The 16,893-nt window shown below is 66.9% G+C and carries 16 protein-coding genes; 5 read left to right on the forward strand and 11 right to left on the reverse strand.

What is annotated here, in order from left to right:
- Window positions 1-92 precede the first annotated feature (92 nt).
- The gene (locus tag OIU93_RS04635; protein WP_264268918.1) at window positions 93-1,184 is read right to left on the reverse strand and encodes a quinone-dependent dihydroorotate dehydrogenase; all 1,092 of its coding nucleotides are present in this window, start codon (window positions 1,182-1,184) and stop codon (window positions 93-95) included.
- Between the two features lie 60 nt (window positions 1,185-1,244).
- Between OIU93_RS04635 and OIU93_RS04640 the strand changes: the two genes are divergently transcribed.
- Window positions 1,245-2,444 carry an alpha/beta hydrolase gene (locus OIU93_RS04640; protein ID WP_264268919.1) on the forward strand — a complete coding sequence of 400 codons (1,200 nt, stop codon included), beginning with the start codon at window positions 1,245-1,247 and terminating at the stop codon, window positions 2,442-2,444.
- Window positions 2,445-2,454: 10 nt separating this feature from the next.
- Here OIU93_RS04640 and OIU93_RS04645 read toward each other — a convergent pair whose 3' ends face one another.
- The 3 genes from OIU93_RS04645 to leuA form a co-directional block, all read right to left on the reverse strand.
- Window positions 2,455-3,285, reverse strand: coding sequence for an isoprenyl transferase (locus OIU93_RS04645; RefSeq protein WP_264268920.1), 831 nt, complete (start codon window positions 3,283-3,285; stop codon window positions 2,455-2,457).
- On the reverse strand, window positions 3,282-4,034 hold the full coding sequence (recO, locus tag OIU93_RS04650) for a DNA repair protein RecO (protein ID WP_264268921.1): 753 nt from the start codon (window positions 4,032-4,034) through the stop codon (window positions 3,282-3,284). The genes OIU93_RS04645 and recO overlap by 4 nt, the downstream gene beginning before the upstream one ends.
- An 82-nt stretch (window positions 4,035-4,116) precedes the next feature.
- On the reverse strand, window positions 4,117-5,856 hold the full coding sequence (gene leuA, locus OIU93_RS04655; RefSeq protein ID WP_264268922.1) for a 2-isopropylmalate synthase: 1,740 nt from the start codon (window positions 5,854-5,856) through the stop codon (window positions 4,117-4,119).
- 549 nt (window positions 5,857-6,405) lie between these two features.
- Between leuA and OIU93_RS04660 the strand changes: the two genes are divergently transcribed.
- Entirely contained in the window at window positions 6,406-6,726 is a 321-nt protein-coding gene (locus OIU93_RS04660) for a hypothetical protein (RefSeq protein WP_264268923.1), read from the forward strand.
- Window positions 6,727-6,813: 87 nt separating this feature from the next.
- Here OIU93_RS04660 and era read toward each other — a convergent pair whose 3' ends face one another.
- From era to OIU93_RS04680, 4 genes are read right to left on the reverse strand one after another with little or no spacing between them, the layout of a single operon-like run.
- A complete protein-coding gene (era, locus tag OIU93_RS04665) occupies window positions 6,814-7,785 on the reverse strand; it encodes a GTPase Era (protein WP_372342869.1) in 972 nt (323 codons plus the stop codon).
- Window positions 7,782-9,092: a hemolysin family protein gene (locus OIU93_RS04670; RefSeq protein WP_264268924.1), complete on the reverse strand. Its 1,311-nt coding sequence runs from the start codon at window positions 9,090-9,092 to the stop codon at window positions 7,782-7,784. Before OIU93_RS04670 ends, era begins: the two co-directional genes overlap by 4 nt.
- Window positions 9,092-9,565: an rRNA maturation RNase YbeY gene (ybeY, locus tag OIU93_RS04675; RefSeq protein WP_264268925.1), complete on the reverse strand. Its 474-nt coding sequence runs from the start codon at window positions 9,563-9,565 to the stop codon at window positions 9,092-9,094. The genes OIU93_RS04670 and ybeY overlap by 1 nt, the downstream gene beginning before the upstream one ends.
- Complete coding sequence (locus tag OIU93_RS04680; RefSeq protein ID WP_264268926.1) at window positions 9,562-10,677, reverse strand: PhoH family protein; 1,116 nt, start codon at window positions 10,675-10,677, stop codon at window positions 9,562-9,564. The genes ybeY and OIU93_RS04680 overlap by 4 nt, the downstream gene beginning before the upstream one ends.
- 425 nt (window positions 10,678-11,102) lie before the next feature.
- On the opposite strand from OIU93_RS04680, the gene OIU93_RS04685 reads away from it, so the two are divergent.
- Window positions 11,103-11,984 (forward strand): GerMN domain-containing protein, encoded by an 882-nt coding sequence (locus tag OIU93_RS04685; protein WP_264268927.1) that lies wholly within the window; start codon window positions 11,103-11,105, stop codon window positions 11,982-11,984.
- Between the two features lie 104 nt (window positions 11,985-12,088).
- Here the strand turns inward: OIU93_RS04685 and OIU93_RS04690 are convergent, their stop codons facing one another.
- The 3 genes from OIU93_RS04690 to hrcA are packed head-to-tail and all read right to left on the reverse strand — an operon-like array spanning window position 12,089 to window position 15,085.
- A complete protein-coding gene (locus tag OIU93_RS04690; protein WP_264268928.1) occupies window positions 12,089-12,892 on the reverse strand; it encodes a 16S rRNA (uracil(1498)-N(3))-methyltransferase in 804 nt (267 codons plus the stop codon).
- Entirely contained in the window at window positions 12,889-14,022 is a 1,134-nt protein-coding gene (dnaJ, locus tag OIU93_RS04695) for a molecular chaperone DnaJ (RefSeq protein ID WP_264268929.1), read from the reverse strand. The genes OIU93_RS04690 and dnaJ overlap by 4 nt, the downstream gene beginning before the upstream one ends.
- A gap of 49 nt (window positions 14,023-14,071) precedes the next feature.
- The gene (gene hrcA, locus OIU93_RS04700) at window positions 14,072-15,085 is read right to left on the reverse strand and encodes a heat-inducible transcriptional repressor HrcA (RefSeq protein WP_264268930.1); all 1,014 of its coding nucleotides are present in this window, start codon (window positions 15,083-15,085) and stop codon (window positions 14,072-14,074) included.
- A 280-nt stretch (window positions 15,086-15,365) separates the two neighbouring features.
- On the opposite strand from hrcA, the gene OIU93_RS04705 reads away from it, so the two are divergent.
- Together OIU93_RS04705 and OIU93_RS04710 are read left to right on the forward strand one after the other, a co-directional pair.
- Window positions 15,366-16,220: a DUF3097 domain-containing protein gene (locus OIU93_RS04705; protein ID WP_264268931.1), complete on the forward strand. Its 855-nt coding sequence runs from the start codon at window positions 15,366-15,368 to the stop codon at window positions 16,218-16,220.
- A 200-nt stretch (window positions 16,221-16,420) separates the two neighbouring features.
- Complete coding sequence (locus tag OIU93_RS04710; protein ID WP_264268932.1) at window positions 16,421-16,834, forward strand: DUF4870 domain-containing protein; 414 nt, start codon at window positions 16,421-16,423, stop codon at window positions 16,832-16,834.
- Window positions 16,835-16,893: the final 59 nt, after the last annotated feature.

Genomic DNA, 16,893 nt, shown 5'->3' on the forward strand with positions numbered 1-16,893 from the left:
ACGCGCACCCTCGCTCCCCCGCCCGTCGGCCCAAACGGAGTCGGGGGCCTTCGCCGATTGATCGGTGAAGGCGCCCCGCTCGGCGCATGCGCCTACTTCCTGGCCAGGGACCTGCCCTGGGCCTGTGCCTTTGCCAGCGCCTTGTTGATGCCGCGGACCCATAGCGGCCCCTCGTAGAGGAACGCGGTGTAGCCCTGGACCAGGTCCGCGCCGGCCTCGAGGCGCTCGATGACATCGTCCCCGGTGCTGACCCCGCCCACGGAGATGATCGCCATTTCAGCCGGGACCTTTTCGCGCAGCACCCGCAGAACCGCCAGCGAGCGGGCCTTCAACGGTGCGCCGCTGAGTCCGCCGGCCCCGATCTCGGCAACCTTGAACGCGTCGGAGACCAGCGGTTCGCGGGCAATGGTGGTGTTGGTGGCAATGATGCCGTCAAGCCCCAGCTCGGTGGCCAACGTGGCGACGTCGGCAATGTCGTCGTCGTTGAGGTCGGGGGCGATCTTGACCAGCAGCGGGACGTGGCGTCCGGCGACGCGGTCGGCCTCGGCGCCAACCGCGCTCAGCAGCGGCCGCAGCGTCTCGACGCCCTGCAACAGGCGCAGCCCCGGGGTGTTGGGCGATGACACGTTGACCACCAGGTAGTCGGCGTGGGCGGCCAGTTCACGGGTGGAGACCAGGTAGTCGGAGACGGCGTCATCGAGTTCCACGGTCTTGGTCTTGCCGATGTTCACGCCGATGACCGGGCGGCCGGCGCCAAAGCGGGTGCCCAGGCGCAGCCGTGCGGCGCGGATGCGGGGGGCCACCGCGCGCGCCCCGTCATTGTTGAACCCCATGCGGTTGATGACCGCCTTGTCCTCCACGAGGCGGAAAAGCCGGGGCTTCTCGTTGCCCGGCTGGGCGACACCGGTGATGGTTCCGACCTCCACATGGCCAAAGCCAAGGTCGGCCAGGGCAGGAATGCCTGCCCCCTCCTTGTCGAAGCCCGCCGCCAGGCCGAAGGGCGAGGGGAAATCGATCCCCATCACGGTGCGGCGCAGCGCAGGGTCCGGGGCACACAGCTTCCGCGCGATGACAGACACCCCGAGCTTCTCTGCCCACCGGAGGGCGTCGAAGGAAAAGTGGTGAGCCTTTTCGGGGTCCATCTTCGTGAAAACAAGACGGAAAATCGTGGGATATATGCGCATGACTCCTAGTCTTCCCGCATCCACGGCTCCAAACAACTTCAAGTTGGTTATGCTCAACACATGTCGCACGCCTCCTCCCTCGGCTCCGGACCCGCACCACCGCTTCCGGACGATCCCAGCGCAACGTGGCCGGAGTACAGCGCAACCACCCTTCCGGGCACCTGGGAGCCGGACATCCTGGGCGAGGGCTTCAGCTACACCACCCTGCCGCTGGGCGAGGACGACGAAGGCGAGCTGTGCGCCACCCTGGTGCGCCACCTGCGTCCGACCCCTGCACCCGCGCATGCACGTCCCGCCCTTGGCTCCCGGTTGCGCAGCGCACTGGGCGCACTGTGGCCCGGACCGTTGGCACCGGAAGCATCCACCGACGGCACGTCGGCGACGGCAGGGCGGCACGTCGGCTTCGTGCTGGCCGTCCACGGCTGGAGCGACTACTTCTACAACGCCGAGCTGGCCCGGTATTGGAGCGATCGTGGCTACGCGTTCTACGCGCTGGACCTGCGCCGCTACGGTCGCAGCCTGCGCGCACACCACCTGAACCCCGGATTCACCGCGTCCCTGAACGAGTACGACGCGGACCTGGACGCGGCGCTGGAGATGATCCGTTCCGTCGAAGGCGCGGACGCGACGGGCATCTGCCTGGCGCATTCCACCGGCGGGCTGGTGACAAGCCTGTGGGTCAACCGGCACCCGGAGGCCTTCGACGCGTTGATCCTGAACAGTCCGTGGCTGGAGATGCAGGGCAGCTACCTGGTGCGCTACGCCGCCCAGGGCGTGGTCGAGCCCATTGCCCGACTACGGCCCCGGGCCAAGCTGCACCTGCCGGAATTGGACAACTACTGGCGCTCGCTGTCCCGGCAGGGCAATGGCTCCTGGGATCTGCATCCACGCTGGCGCCCGCCGATTGCCTTCCCGACGACCGCCGGCTGGATCACCGCGGTGATGGCCGGGCACCGGGAGGTGGCCAGGGGCCTGGACATCAAGGTCCCGGTGTTGGTGCTGACCTCGAAGTCAACGCACCTGGGCACCAGCTTCGACGAGGCCATGTTGCACAACGACAGTGTCATCGAGGTCAACGTGGTGCGCGAGCGTTCCCTGAAACTGGGCAGCGAGGTCACCAACGCGATCCTCCACGGGGCCATGCACGACGTGTTCTCATCCCTGCCCGAGCCGAGGGCTGCAGCCTATGCGGCGATGGACCGCTGGGGCGCCGGCTACCTGCCGGAGCCCGGGCCGTGCGCCGACGACGGGCAACGCTGAGCGCGTTCTCTCAGGCGTTGGCGGCCGCGTCCCCGGCGATGGCCGGCTTGTCCACCGCTCCCCCGTACCGGCGGTCGCGGCTGGCGTATTCGCGCACCGCATCCCACAGGGTCGTGCGGTCGACGTCGGGCCACAACTCGTCGATGAACACCATTTCCGCATAGGCGGACTGCCAGAGCAGGAAGTTGGACGTGCGCTGCTCGCCGCTGGTGCGCAGGAACAGGTCGACATCCGGCATCTCGGGCTCGTCCAGGTGCCTGGCCACCGTCTTCTCCGAGATTTGCGAGGGCTTCAGCGTCCCGGCGGCGACCTGTTCGGCGATCGCCTTCACCGCATCGGCGATCTCGGCCCGCCCGCCGTAGTTCACGCACATGGTCATTTGGCAGGTCTGGTTGCCGGCGGTGAGTTTCTCGGCGGCCTTGAGCTCGTTGACCACTGTTCGCCAGAGCCGCGGCTCGCGTCCGGCCCAGCGGATGCGCACGCCCCATTCGTTGAGGGTGTCGCGCTGGCGGCGCAGCACGTCGCGGGAGAAGCCCATCAGGAAGCGAACCTCCTCGGGGCTGCGCTTCCAGTTCTCTGTGGAAAAGGCATACACCGAGACGTACTTGATGCCCATTTGCACAGCCCCGGCGATGACGTCCAGCAGCGCGGCCTCGCCGGCGCGGTGACCCTCGGTGCGCGGCAGCCCGCGCGCGTTGGCCCAGCGGCCGTTGCCATCCATCACGATGGCCACGTGCTGCGGGATGAGCTCGGGCTGGATGTAGGGCATGGGCGCGTCCTGCGGCCGCAGCGCCGGAACGCTGGGCCCGGGCTTGCCGGTGATCTTGGGGGCTTTGCTCATTGTCGCTCCACGAGTTTGAGGGATTTTACTGCTCGTTCAAGGTGCCATTGCAGGTAGTTGGCCACCACTGCCGCGCCCTGGGCGCGGGTGGCCCCGTCCGCCGCGTCGATCACTGCCCAGTCGCCCTCGAGCAGGGCTGCAAGCAGGGAAACCGTAGCCGGTGACGGGGACATTGATCCGGCGGGCCGGCAGTCATGGCAGACCACACCGCCCAGCGGGATGTTGATGGCCTGGTGGGGGCCCATCGCGCCGCAGCGGACGCAATGGGTAAAGCTGGGCGCCCAGCCGGCGGTGGCCAGCGCGCGCAGCAGGTAGGAGTCCAGCACGGTACCGGATTCGTGCCCGCCGCGGGCCAGGGTGGCCAGCGCGCCGTGCAGCAGGCGGTATTGCGGGGCTATGGATTCGGCGTCGGCGTCGGTGAGGCGCTCGGCGGTCTCCAGCATTGCGGCCCCGGCGGTGTAGGCGGAGTAGTCGGCCACCAGCGCCTGGCCGTAGGGGTGGCGCAGCTGGGCCTGGATGATGGTGTGCAGCGAGCGTCCGGCAACGATCTGGGCGTCGACCTCCATGAACGGCTCGAGCGTGGCCCCCAGCTTGGAACTGGTGCGCCGCACACCCTTGGCCACCGCGCGCACCACCCCGAGCTCGGGGCTCAGCAGGGTGATGATTCGGTCGGCCTCGCCGAGCTTGTGGGTGCGCAAGACGATGCCGCGGGTGCGGTAGCTCTTTGCTGCAAAGGTTGAACGTGACACGTAGTCCATGATCCCAGAGAAATGCGGCGGCGGGTGCATCCTCCGGGGTTTCCGAAGGTGCACCCGCCGCCGCTTGGCATGCCTAGGCCTGGTCGCGCACCGCGCGGTTGACCGCGGAGATGACTGCCTTCAGCGAGGACATGGTGGTGTTGGTGTCCATGCCGACGCCCCAGAGCACGCGCTCGCCCACGGCGGCCTCGACGTAGGCGGCGGCGGCGGCGTTGCCGCCCTCGGACAAGGCGTGCTCGGTGAAGTCCAGCACGCGCACGTCCACGCCCTCGTTGCCCAGGATGTTGACCAGTGCGTTGATCGGGCCGTTGCCGGCCGCGGTGCGGCGGTGCGGGACCCCGTCGATGAGCAGCGTGGCGGTCAGCGCGAAGCTTCCGTCCTCGGCGGTCTCGGCGGTGGCCGAACCCAGCTTGAAGCGGCCCCACTCCTGCGCGTCCGAGCCCTCGGTGACCGGCAGGTACTCGTCCTGGAACACGTTCCAGATCTCGGCTGCCGAGATTTCCCCGCCTTCGCCGTCGGTCTTGCGCTGGATGACCCCGGAGAACTCGATTTGCGCGCGGCGCGGCAGATCCAGCGAGTGCTCGTTCTTCAGCAGGTAGGCGACCCCGCCCTTGCCGGACTGCGAGTTCACGCGGATCACTGCCTCGTAGGAGCGTCCGATGTCCTTCGGGTCGATCGGCAGGTACGGCACGCCCCAGGTGATCTCGTCGATGGTCTTGCCGGCCGCCTTCGCGTCCGCCTCCATGGACTCGAAGCCCTTCTTGATGGCGTCCTGGTGGGAGCCGGAGAAGGCGGTGAAGACCAGGTCGCCACCGTAGGGGGAACGCTCGGCAACGGGCAGCTGGTTGCAGTATTCGACGGTGCGGCGGATTTCGTCCATGTCGGAGAAGTCGAGCATCGGATCGATGCCCTGGCCGAAGAGGTTCATGCCCAGGGTGACGAGGTCGACGTTGCCGGTGCGCTCCCCGTTTCCGAAGAGGCAGCCCTCGATGCGGTCCGCGCCGGCCAGGTAGCCGAGCTCGGCGGCGGCGACGCCGGTGCCGCGGTCGTTGTGCGGGTGCAGGGACAGCACGATCGAGTCGCGGTTGGCCAGGTTGCGGTGCATCCACTCGATGGAGTCGGCGTACACGTTGGGGGTGGCCATCTCCACGGTTGCCGGCAGGTTCAGGATCATCTTGTTTTCCGGGGAGGCCTCCAGGACCTCGGCCACGGCGTCGGAGATGCGCTTGGCGAACTCCAGCTCGGTGCCGGTGAAGGACTCCGGTGAGTATTCGTAGGTGATCTTGGTGCCGACCAGCTGCTCCTCGTACTTCTTGCACAGGCGCGCGCCGGTCAGGGCGATGTCGACGATGCCGTCCTGGTCCTGGTTGAACACCACGCGGCGCTGGAGCACCGAGGTGGAGTTGTACAGGTGCACGATGGCCTGCTTGCAACCCTCGAGCGCCTCGTAGGTGCGCTCAATCAGGTGTTCGCGGGACTGGGTGAGGACCTGGATGGTCACGTCGTCCGGGATGCCGCGCTCGATGAGCTGGCGGACGAAGTCGAAGTCGGTCTGCGAGGCCGAGGGGAACCCCACCTCGATTTCCTTGAAGCCCATCTTCACCAGCAGGTCAAACATCTTGTGCTTGCGCTCGGGGCTCATCGGGTCGATCAGCGCTTGGTTGCCGTCGCGCAGGTCAACTGCGCACCAGCGCGGGGCGGTGGTGATGTACTTGTCCGGCCAAGTGCGGTCAGGCAGGGAGACGTGGATCTGGTCCTGGAACGGCACATACTTGTGGACGGGCATTCCGGAGGGCTTTTGCAGGTTCAGCATTTCAAGGGGCCTTTTCTTTGATGGTGAGAAAGTGAGCCGGGACAGTGGGTGACTCCGCAGCGAGGGGTCGGCCGAAGGACGCGTTAGAGTCCTGTTTGGTTCTCGCCGCGGCGGCTTAGTAGAAGTAGTCCGAAATGCATTAATCCAACATATCACCGCACGAACACCGAATGTGAGTTGACGGATAAATGTGTCAAATGCCGGACATCGTGTGGCCTGGGCCTGCCCCTTAGCTGCCCTGTGGGCCATCGCGGCCAATGACCCGGTGGACGGCGAACCGCCGAGGGAAGAGCAGGCTGGCCAGTGTGTTCCCGGTGCGCCCGCCGGTGCCGCACTGTCCAGCAGGGCGGGGGGGGTCCTGCGTGCCCACGAGCTGCGGTTGCCTCCCGTGACGGCATCTGTCGGCCGTGCGGTTGACATTCCTGACCCGGGACGGCGCGCAGGGCATGTTTTCGGTTCGGTGGACGGCTGCTGGAATTGTGTCCCGAGCATCCGTACGACGACGTCGTCGCGGGGGTCGTCATGCCTGGGTGGCACCGAGGACGGACCGTGCTGATTGGGGACGCGTGCGCTGCGGTGTCGTGGCTTGCGGGCCAAGGCGGCTCGCTGGCCATTGCCGGGGCCCTGCTGGGTGACGTGCTGGGCCCGGTGGACTCGGCGGCGGGGATCGGCCAGGCCCTGGCGGAATTCGAGCGACGGTGGAAACCCCTCGTGGACGTGGCGCAAGCCTCCGGGAGGCGGGCCGCCTCGTCGTTCCTTCCCGCCAACAGGACCGACCGGCTACTGCGCCGGTGGATCATCCGGGCCACTCACCTGCCAGGGATTGACAGGCTGCTGGCGCGGATGATCGTGGGCCGGATCGCCAGGTAGGCCGCGCCGGCCCACGCAACGGCCCCGTGCACGGTCCCCCGAAAGGGTGGCTGCGCACGGGGCCGAATATCCAGGTGGGCTGCAGGACTAGAAGCCGAGCTTGCCCAGCTGCTTGGGGTCGCGCTGCCATTCCTTGGCGATTTTCACGTGCAGGTCAAGGTACACCCGGGTGCCAAGCAGCGCCTCGATGGCCTTGCGCGAACGCGTTCCCACGTCGCGCAGCCGTGCCCCGCCCTTGCCGATGACGATGGCCTTTTGGCTGGAGCGCTCGACGTACAGGTTCACCCGCACATCCAGCAACGGGCTGTCCTCCGGGCGTCCCTCGCGGGGAACCATTTCCTCCACGACCACGGCCAGGGAGTGCGGCAGCTCGTCGCGTACGCCCTCCAGGGCGGCCTCGCGGATCAGCTCGGAAACCATCTTCGCTTCCGGCTCGTCGGTGAGCTCCCCATCCGGGTACAACGGCGGGGACAGCGGCATCTGGGCCACCAGCACGTCGGCGACCTCGGAGACCTGGAAGTCCCCGGTGGCGGACACCGGGACCACTGCTGCCCAACCGCTTTCGCCCAGGGTTTCGACGCCCAGCTGGGTGACTGCCATCAACTGGGCCATCAGCGCCGCGCGGTCAACGGTGTCGGCCTTGGTCACGATCGCGACAATGGGCTTTTTCTGCAGCTGTGCCAGCTGGGCGGCGATGAACCTGTCGCCGGGGCCGATCTTCTCGTTGGCCGGCAGGCAGAAGCCGATCGCGTCGACCTCGGAGAGGGTGTCGGCAACCAGGTCGTTCAGGCGCTGGCCCAGCAGCGTGCGCGGGCGGTGCAGGCCCGGGGTGTCGACCAGGATCAGCTGCGAATCCTCACGGTGCACGATGCCGCGGATGGTGTGGCGGGTGGTCTGCGGCTTCGAGGAGGTGATGGCCACCTTCTGCCCCACCAGCGCGTTGGTCAGCGTCGACTTGCCCGCATTGGGGCGGCCCACGAAGGAAGTGAATCCGGCGCGGAAGTCCTCGGGCCAGCCTCCGGTGGGCAGCATCTGTGGCTTCTTGATGTTCCGGCTCATGATTGCTCCTTGTGATGCCCTGCATCTTTGGCGGCGGATTGTTCGCCGGTCGTGGGTGGTGTTGTTTCCTTGCGCACCAGGATCTTGCCGATCCGGTTGCGTCGGCCGCTCAGTGAGAGGACCTTCATTTCGATGCCTTCGAACGTGGCGTGGGATCCGAGCACCGGCACCGATTCGAGCACCTTTCCCAGCAGTCCACCCACCGAGTCGACTTCGTCCTCGTCGATGTCGATGTCGAAAAGCTCCCCGAGTTCGTCGATGGAGGTATGGGCGCGCACCACAAAGCTGCCATCGCCCACCTCCTCGATGTCGACCTTTTGCCGATCGTACTCGTCGTCGATCTCGCCAACGATTTCCTCGATGAGGTCCTCGAGGGTGACCAGGCCGGCCGTTCCGCCGTATTCGTCGATGACAATGGCCATGTGGGTGGATTCCTGCTGCAGCTCGGGCAGCAGCTCGGCCACGGACTTGGACTCCGGCACGTAGCGTGCCCTGCGCGCCAGATCCTCGACCTTGTCGGTGCTCTCCGGGCTCAGGTGCAGCTTGTAGGCCACGTCCTTGAGGTAGACGATGCCAAGGATGTCATCGGTGTCCTCTCCGATGACCGGGACGCGCGAGCAACCCGAGGCCAGGAACAAGTCCATCGCGGCCTTCAGGCCTTCGCCCTTGTCGATGGTCTTCATCTCGGTGCGCGGCACCATGACAGAACGGACGTAGGTGTCGTCCAGGTCGAAGACCGAGTTGATGATTTCCGCCGTCTCGTCCTCCAGCGCGTCACCCTCCGTGGCCCTGTCGACAAGATCGCGCAGGCGTTCCTTGGACAGGAAGCCATCCTCCTCGGCGACCGAGCGCGGGCTCATGGCCTGGCCGATGCCCACCAGCCAGGTCGGGATGGGCCCGAGTACCACGCGCAGGAAGCGGATCAACGGCGCGGTGTAGCGCACGACGGTGTCGGCGTGGCTGCGTCCCAGGCGTCGCGGAGACACCCCGACCAGCACGAAGCTGACCGCCGCCATGGTGACGGTGGCCAACAGCCCGGCCAGCCAGATGTTGCCGAGGCGGTCCAGGTAGAGGATGGCGACTGCCACCGCGGAGGCGGTCTCGAACCAGATCCGCCAGAAGCGCACCGCGTGCGTGTGGCTTTGGGAATCGGCGAGGATGTTCGCCAGGTGCGGCGAGGCGTAGTCGTTGCGCAGGGCTTCGGCCTGCTGCCGCGAAAGGTAGAGATAGGCCGATTCGGCGGCCGTGAGCAGCGCGGCGCTGAGGATGAAGACCAGCGCACTGAGCGCGAGAATGACCGCGGTCACTAGTCCATCGTCTCCCGGGGAGCCGGGCGGCCCAGGAAGTCCTCGAGCAGTTGGCGCTGGAGGGAGAACATGATCTCCTTTTCCTCCGGCTCGGCATGGTCGAAGCCCAGCAGGTGCAGCATGCCGTGGGTGGTCAGCAGCAGGATCTCGTCCTCCACGGAGTGCCCCTGGGCCTGGGCCTGGGTGGTGGCGACCTGCGGGCAAATCACGATGTCACCGAGCATGCCTGCCTCCGTGGGCGAGCCGGGGACGCCGGGGCGCAGCTCGTCCATGGGGAAGCTCATCACGTCGGTGGGGCCTTCGAGGTCCATCCACTCCACGTGCAGCGCGCTCATGGGCTCTTCGTCGAGCAGGATGATGGAGACGTCCGTTTCCGGGTGCACATAGAGTTCCGCCAGGATATGGCGTCCCAGCGCGCTGACGCGCTCCAGGTCCGCCGCAACCGCGGATTCGTTGTTGACCTCTACGCTCATGGGGATTGCTCCTGGTTTTCGGGCGCGGGGCCCTGCTGTTTCTTTTCGGCCGCGTGTTCGGGGTTCTTCGAGGTGCCGGCGCGACGGCGGGCACGCGCCTGGGACCGGTTGAAATTGGGGTCCTGGCGCACCGTCCAGCGTTCGTAGGCGCCGACGATGGCACCCACCAGCCGGTGGCGGACCACGTCGCTGGCGTCGAGCTCGCAGAAGGCGATGTCGTCAACGCCCTCGAGGATCTCGGTGACCACGCGCAGCCCGGACTTGGTGCCGCCGGGAAGGTCGACCTGGGTGATGTCACCGGTCACGACGATCTTGGACCCGAAGCCGAGCCGCGTGAGGAACATCTTCATCTGCTCGGGCGTGGTGTTCTGCGCCTCGTCCAGGATGATGAAGGCGTCGTTGAGCGTGCGCCCGCGCATGTAGGCCAGGGGCGCGACCTCGATGGTGCCGGCGGCCAGGAGCCTGGGCATCGAGTCGGGCTCGATCATGTCGTGCAGCGCATCGTAGAGCGGGCGCAGGTAGGGGTCGATCTTGTCGGTGAGCGTGCCGGGCAGGAAGCCGAGCTTCTCCCCCGCCTCGACGGCCGGGCGGGTCAGGATGATGCGGCTGACTTCCTTGGCCTGCAGCGCGGCGACCGCCTTGGCCATGGCCAGGTACGTCTTGCCGGTGCCTGCGGGGCCGATGCCGAAGATGACGGTGTTCTCGTCGATCGCGTCGACGTAGCTCTTCTGGTTCACGGTCTTGGGGCGGATGGCCTTGCCGCGGCCCGAGAGGATCTTCAGGCCCAGCACCGATTGGGCCTCGTCGGCGCCGGTGCTTTCCAGCATGCGCACCAATTGCTCAATGGTCTGGGCGGAAATGCGGGTGCCGTTTCCGGCCAGCGTGCGGGCCTCGGAAATCACGCGCAGGGCCTTGTGGGCCTGGACCGCATCGCCGCTGACCTTCAGCTCGTTGCCGCGGACGTGCAATTCCGCCAGCGGATAGGCTCCCGTGATCACGCGCAGCAGCTCATCGTGCGCACCGAGCGTGGCGACCATTTGGTCCGAACTGTCGAACTGGACCAGGGCGTCGGTTCCCCGGGGCTGGCCCACTTGGTTCAATTGTTGGTCCATATGACTGTTGAAGCCTCCGCATTCCGTGCCGGCGAATGGCGCCTGCGGTCGTTCCGCGGCCAGGGTTCCCTGCACTTATCCAATCCTATCGTGGATGGAAGCTTCGGGACTTGGAAGTGCCGACCAGGACTACCCGTGTGGCGGCACGGGCGTGCGGCCAAGAAACCATATAGCGAATGGTTTGCAAATTGGGAAGGCAACGATTGGGGCACAACTTGCATCGATACATATCAATCAGGCAACAGTCCACGCGAATCGCGGATATCCCGCCCTACCGGTCGTCAACCTATGCCAAGCTGGGGAAGGACCCACGGCAATCCCCCGCCATGCCGGTCCAGCCATTCGCCCCAGATTCCTGCAGAGAGCCCAGTATTCCGATGTCCCGTTCCAGCCGGTCCCCCCGTTCCCGCCTTGCGGTGCTGGGGATGACTGTGGCACTTGGTGCCCTGGCCGCGTGCGGGCTGGGCGTACCGGGCGAGCGGTATTCCATGCCTAAAGCGGCAACCAGCGTGCAGTCTCCTGCGCCGTTGCCGAGCGTGGAAATGGAATCACTGAACACCACCGCACACATCCCGGTGTACTGGTTGGCGGAAAACGACGGAACCGTCTCCCTGTACCGGGAGTTCGTTCGCGTCAAGGAGGCGGCCGACCCCATCGCCGACTCGGTGCGCTACATGCTCTCCCAAGAGCCGGCGGACCCCCGCTATTTCAGCGCCTGGCGCCCCAGCTCGTCCGTCGGCGCCTCAATCGGCCCCGACAACGTCATCACCTTGGACCTTTCGGCCAAGGCCTTCGGCTCGGACGTCGATGAGGGACTGGCCGAACGTTCCATCGCCCAATTGGTGTTCACGGCCACCGCGGCCGCGTCGAACGCCGGAATCCTCACCGAGGGACTGGAACCCACCGTGCGGATCCTCGTCGACGGCGAAACCGGCTACGAGGCCTTTGACCACATCACCCTGGACCACGACTTCGGGCGCGACACCGCGCTGGCCGCGCCGCTGTGGATCATCGACCCACAATTCGGATCCACACAGAAGGCCGGCCAGGTCACCTTCCACGGCGTGAGCGCGATGTTCTCCGGCGGGGAATTCTGGGAAATCACCCGCCGCGCCGAATCCGGCGACGAGGACACCGTTGTGGCCTCCGGTGCACTGCACACCGGCGGCGATGCGCTGGGACACAACGAATTTTCCTTCAGCTATGTGCTGGCCCCCGGCGAATACACGTTCACGGCCTGGGGCGTCGACGCGCAGACCGGCGGCCGCTCCGGCACCGAGTCCAAGGACTTCACCGTCAAGCACTAGGCCTTGCACCCCTGGCGCTTGGCGGGAACCCCACCAGCACAAAAAGATCCCCCCGTTCCCCGCCGGAAAAATTCCAGCGGGGAACGGGGGGGATCCTTGGTGTCCTAGAGCTGGCCCAGCAGGTGCCGGGTGAGCACCAGTGCGGCAGGGCCGGCCGTGGAGGCGCGAAGCACATGGCTTCCCAGCAGGGCCACCTTGGCTCCGGCCGCGGTGAAGCGGTCGAGCTCGGCATCGGAGATCCCTCCCTCGGGTCCCACCACCAGTTGGATCTCCTGTCGCGTCCCGGATTCGTCCGGCACCGGCACGGGGGCGGCTTCCAGCCACCCGGCAACCACGGCCGCGAGGGACTCGGTGCCGCGTTCGTGCAGGACGACCACCAGGGCAGGAACCGGGCCCGAGACGCGTTCGGCGATGTCCCGGGCAAGCTCTGCACTGTTGAGCATCGGGCGCACCTCGGGCAGGAAGCTGCGGCGGGACTGCTTGAGCGCGGCGAGCACCGTGCCCTCCCATTTGGCGAGGGCCTTGGCGGCCTTCGCGTCGTTCCAGCGCACGATGGCCCGGTCCGACTGCCAGGGACGCACCGCGTCGATGCCCAGTTCGACGGCGGACTCCACCGCCTGCAAATCCCTGTCCCCCTTGGCCAGCGCCTGCACCAGGGTGATGGCCACCGGCTGCAGCGCCTCGGCTTCGAGGGCGCGCACCGTTGCGACAAGTGCCGCCTTCTGCGTCGCGGTGACCTCGGCGACCGCCCGCACCCCCGAGCCGTCGACCAGGTCGATCATTTCGCCCACGCGCACACGCTTGACCGTTACCGCATGGTGCCCCTCGGGGCCGTCCAGGTGCAGCTCGGCGTCTACCCGCGCATCCTTGAGCTCACCGGGCGACAGGAAGAAGCACTGGTTGCTCATGCGCCCAGGTTGCCCAGCTTCCCGCGCAGCCGCGAGAACATTCCGCCGCTGTTTTCCATGCGGCCCTCGGCGAATTCCTCGCCGCGGAGCTTGGCCAGCTGCTGAAGCAGCTCACGCTGTTCGGAGTCGATCTTGGTGGGGGTCTCCACCTGCAGGTGGACGATGATGTCCCCGCGCTTGCCGCCGCGCAGGCGCGGGACGCCCAAGCCCGGAAGCCGAACGGTGTCCCCTGACTGCGCACCGGATTCGACCTCGATGACCTGGGAGCCGTCGAAGGTCTCCAGGTCCAGGTCCGCGCCGAGGGCGGCGGCCGTCATCGGCACGTTCATGCGCGCGTGCAGGTCAACGCCGTCGCGTTCGAAGATCTTGTGCCGGCGGACCTCGATCTCGACGTAAAGATCGCCGTTCGGTCCGCCGCCCGGGCCGGCCTCGCCCTGGCTGGCCAGGTGGATGCGGGTGCCGCTGGCAACGCCGGCCGGAACCTTGAGCTGCTTGGAAATGCGTTCGCGGATGCGGCCCTGGCCGTTGCAGTCGATGCAGGGGTCGGGGATGGTGGTGCCGAAGCCGCGGCAGGCGGCACAGGTCTCAACCGTCATCATCTGGCCCAGGAACGAGCGCACCGGGCGCTGGACCTGTCCGGCACCGTGGCAGATGGTGCAGGTGACCGGGGAGGTGCCCGGACGGCAGCAGCTGCCCTCGCAGGTCGGGCAGCTGACTGCCGTTTCCATCTCCAGCGGGTAGACGGTCCCGGCCACCGCGTCGGCCAGGTCGATGGTGGCGGTGATCAGCGCGTCGCGGCCGCGCTGGGTGCGCGAAGCAGGACCTTGGGCCCCGCCGCCGCCGAAGAACTGCTCGAAGATGTCACCAAAGCCACCCCCGCCGAATCCTCCGCCGCCGCCGAATCCGGTCTGGCCGTTGCCGTTCTCGTTGCCCGTGGCATCGTAGTTGGCGCGCTTGTCCGCATCGGAGAGCACCTCGTAGGCGCGGGTGACCAGCTTGAACTTCTCGCTCGCGTCCTCGCCGGGGTTCACGTCCGGGTGGAGCTTACGGGCCAACTTGCGGTAGGCCTTCTTGATTTCCTCGCCGGTGGCGTCCTTGCTGACGCCCAGGACTTCGTAATGGGTGCTCACAGTGCTCGCTGTGTCCTTTCGTACTTCAAGAAATATGTTACGACCCGCATTAGCCGGCCAGGATTCGGGAAAGATATCGGGCGACGGCGCGAACCGCGGCCATCGAGGTGGGATAGTTCATCCGCGTCGGACCCAGCACGCCGATCATGGCCTGTTCGCCGGGACCGTATCCGGTGGCGACCACCGAGGCCTCGGTCAGGGCGCCGTATTGGTTTTCCGTGCCGATCCCCACGGCAATGCCGTGGGCGTCCTGTTCGAGCTCGGAGAAGAGGCGCAAAAGCACCACCTGTTCCTCGAGCGCCTCCAGCACCGGGGTGATGCTCAGCGGGAAATCCAGGTTGGCGCGGGCCAGGTTCGCGGTGCCGGCGGTGAGGATCCTGTCCACCGAGGAATTGCGCGCCAGGGCGCCAAGGGCCTCGGCCAACGCACGGACCGCCGGCGCCAGGCGCGGCTCGACGAGTTCCGGGACGCCCTGGGCGAGCCGGACGACGTCGGATATCGGCTTGGCGTCCAGGACGGAGAGAAGCACCGCGCGCAGTTGCTGCAGGTCCGACTCCCCCAAGGAGGGCGGGAGCAGGATCACGCGCTGTTCGACCTTGCCGCTGGAGGCGATGAGCACCACTAGGGTCTGCCCGCCGCCCAGTCCCACCAATTCGATGTGGCGAACGGTGGCGTTCGAATAGTGCGGCACCTGGATCAGGGCAACCTGCCGGGTGATGCTGGCCAGCAGCCTCACGGTGTTTTCCAGCACGTCGTTGACGTCGTGGGATCCCTCGAGCAGCGCCGCGATGGCGCGTCGTTCCGCGCCCGAGAGCGGCTTGATGTCCCCGATTTGGTCAACGAAGTGCCGGTAGCCCTTTTCCGTGGGGATCCGCCCGGAGGAGGTATGCGGGGCCACGATGAGCCCTTCCTCCTCCAGCGATGCCATGTCGTTGCGGATCGTGGCGGCGGAGACGCCCAAATCGTGGCGATCGAGCAGGGCACGCGAACCAACGGGCTCCCGTGACTGCACGTAGTCCTCAACGATGGCTCGAAGGACTTCGAGCCTACGTGGTTCGGTCATTCTCACCTCTCCCAGCAAGCCGGATCACCATGGTCCCGGGGGCAGTGTCCACACCCCCGGCCGCGCACCGAGGCCCGACGGCAGGCATTGGCACTCGACACGTTCAACTGCTAAGTCTAATACCTTTCGCATCCCTTGTTAGCATGGTTTGGTCCGTGACCGCGATGCCGCGTTCGACACATCAGCCAGTGGGAGGGCGGAACGCTGCCCGGCCCCTGGCAAACGAATCCGCTGCGTACATGGGTCCGGGACCTGTTGACCACTAGCTGAAAGTGACACGATGAGCTACCACGGCTGGGGCGCCCAGGACATCAGCGCCCCCAGGAAACGCACACTGCGCAAGGTCCCGCTGGCCCGCGGCCTGCTGCTGGAGGACGTGGAAAGCGGATGGGTCGGCGAGGTGGTTCGCACCGAAAAATCCGGCGGCATGCGCGTGATGGTTCTCGAGGACCGCCACGGACGCACCAAGTCCTTCCGCGCCGGCTTCGGCTTCCTGCTCGAGGGTGAGCCGGTGGAAATCATCGAACCCGCCGCCGCTCCCCCGGCTCCCCAGGGAACCGCACGCAGCGCCTCCGGCTCGCGCATGGTCACCGACCTGAAGGCACGCACGGCGCGTGCCAGCCGCGTCTGGGTCGAGGGCAAGCACGATGCCCAGCTGGTCGAGAAGGTGTGGGGCCACGACCTGCGCGTGGAGGGCATCGTCGTCGAACCGCTGCACGGCGTCGATGACCTGGCCGGTGCCATCCGTGCCTTCGCGCCCTCCCCGCAGCGCAAGCTCGGCATCCTGGTCGACCACCTCGTGGCAGGAACCAAGGAGGCAAGGATCGCCGCCGAGGCGATGCGCGTTCCCGGCGCTGTCGGCAACGTCCTGATCGTCGGGCACCCCTACGTCGATGTGTGGCAGGCCATCCGCCCCTCCGTGCTGAAGATCAAGGCGTGGCCGGTCGTGCCGCGCGGCACCGACTGGAAGACCGGCATCCTCAAGGGGCTGGGGTGGCCGCACCAGGAGCAGATCGATGTCGCCCAGGGCTGGGAGAGGATCCTGGGCCAGGTGCGCTCCTACGCCGATCTGGAGCCGTCGCTGCTGGGCCGGGTCGAGGAAGTCATCGACTTCCTGACCGCCGGGGACCACTGACCCGCCCACCTGCACGTGAGGTTGATCACCGCGCCGACGCGAACGGGCACGTGGGACCATCGGGGATAAGGCGGAATCCCGGCCAAATCCGCCAGCTGGTCCCAATTGCGCAACGAACGGCATTTCGTGTTCGCCGGTGTCACCCGATTGGGGATAAACTGGCCAACGGTTCAACCAACCCAACGAAGAGGACATCAGCAGTGGTAAACGAGGCACGAAATGCTCCCGGCGGCGACAGCCAGTCGGATCGATTCGAAGGTTCCTCGGCCGCGCCCCTGCCCCTGACCCCCTCCGAGGACCGCCAATGGGCCATGATCGCCCACTTCGGCGCGATCCTAGGCTGCATTCCCTCCCTGGTCATCTACGCGGTCTTCCGGGCGCGCGGCCCGTTCACTGCCCAGGAATCCAGGGAAGCGCTGAACTTCACCTTCCCGCTGACCGTCCTGGCCATCGTGCTGCACCTGTTCTCGATGATCCCCGGGATTGGCTGGATCTTCGCGATCCTGGTGGTGGCCATCTGGCTCTTCCTGACCATCAGCGGAGTGCGTGCGGGAATCAACGTCAACAAGTCCCGCCCCTACCGCTACGGATTGAACCTGCGCCTCTTCCGGTAGCAGCGAAACGTCCCAAAAAGGAAGGTGTGGTCGAAATCCCCTCGGGGTTTCCGACCACA

It is taken from the genome of Paeniglutamicibacter sp. ZC-3, assembly GCF_025847175.2.
Taxonomy (GTDB): Bacteria; Actinomycetota; Actinomycetes; order Actinomycetales; family Micrococcaceae; genus Paeniglutamicibacter; species Paeniglutamicibacter sulfureus.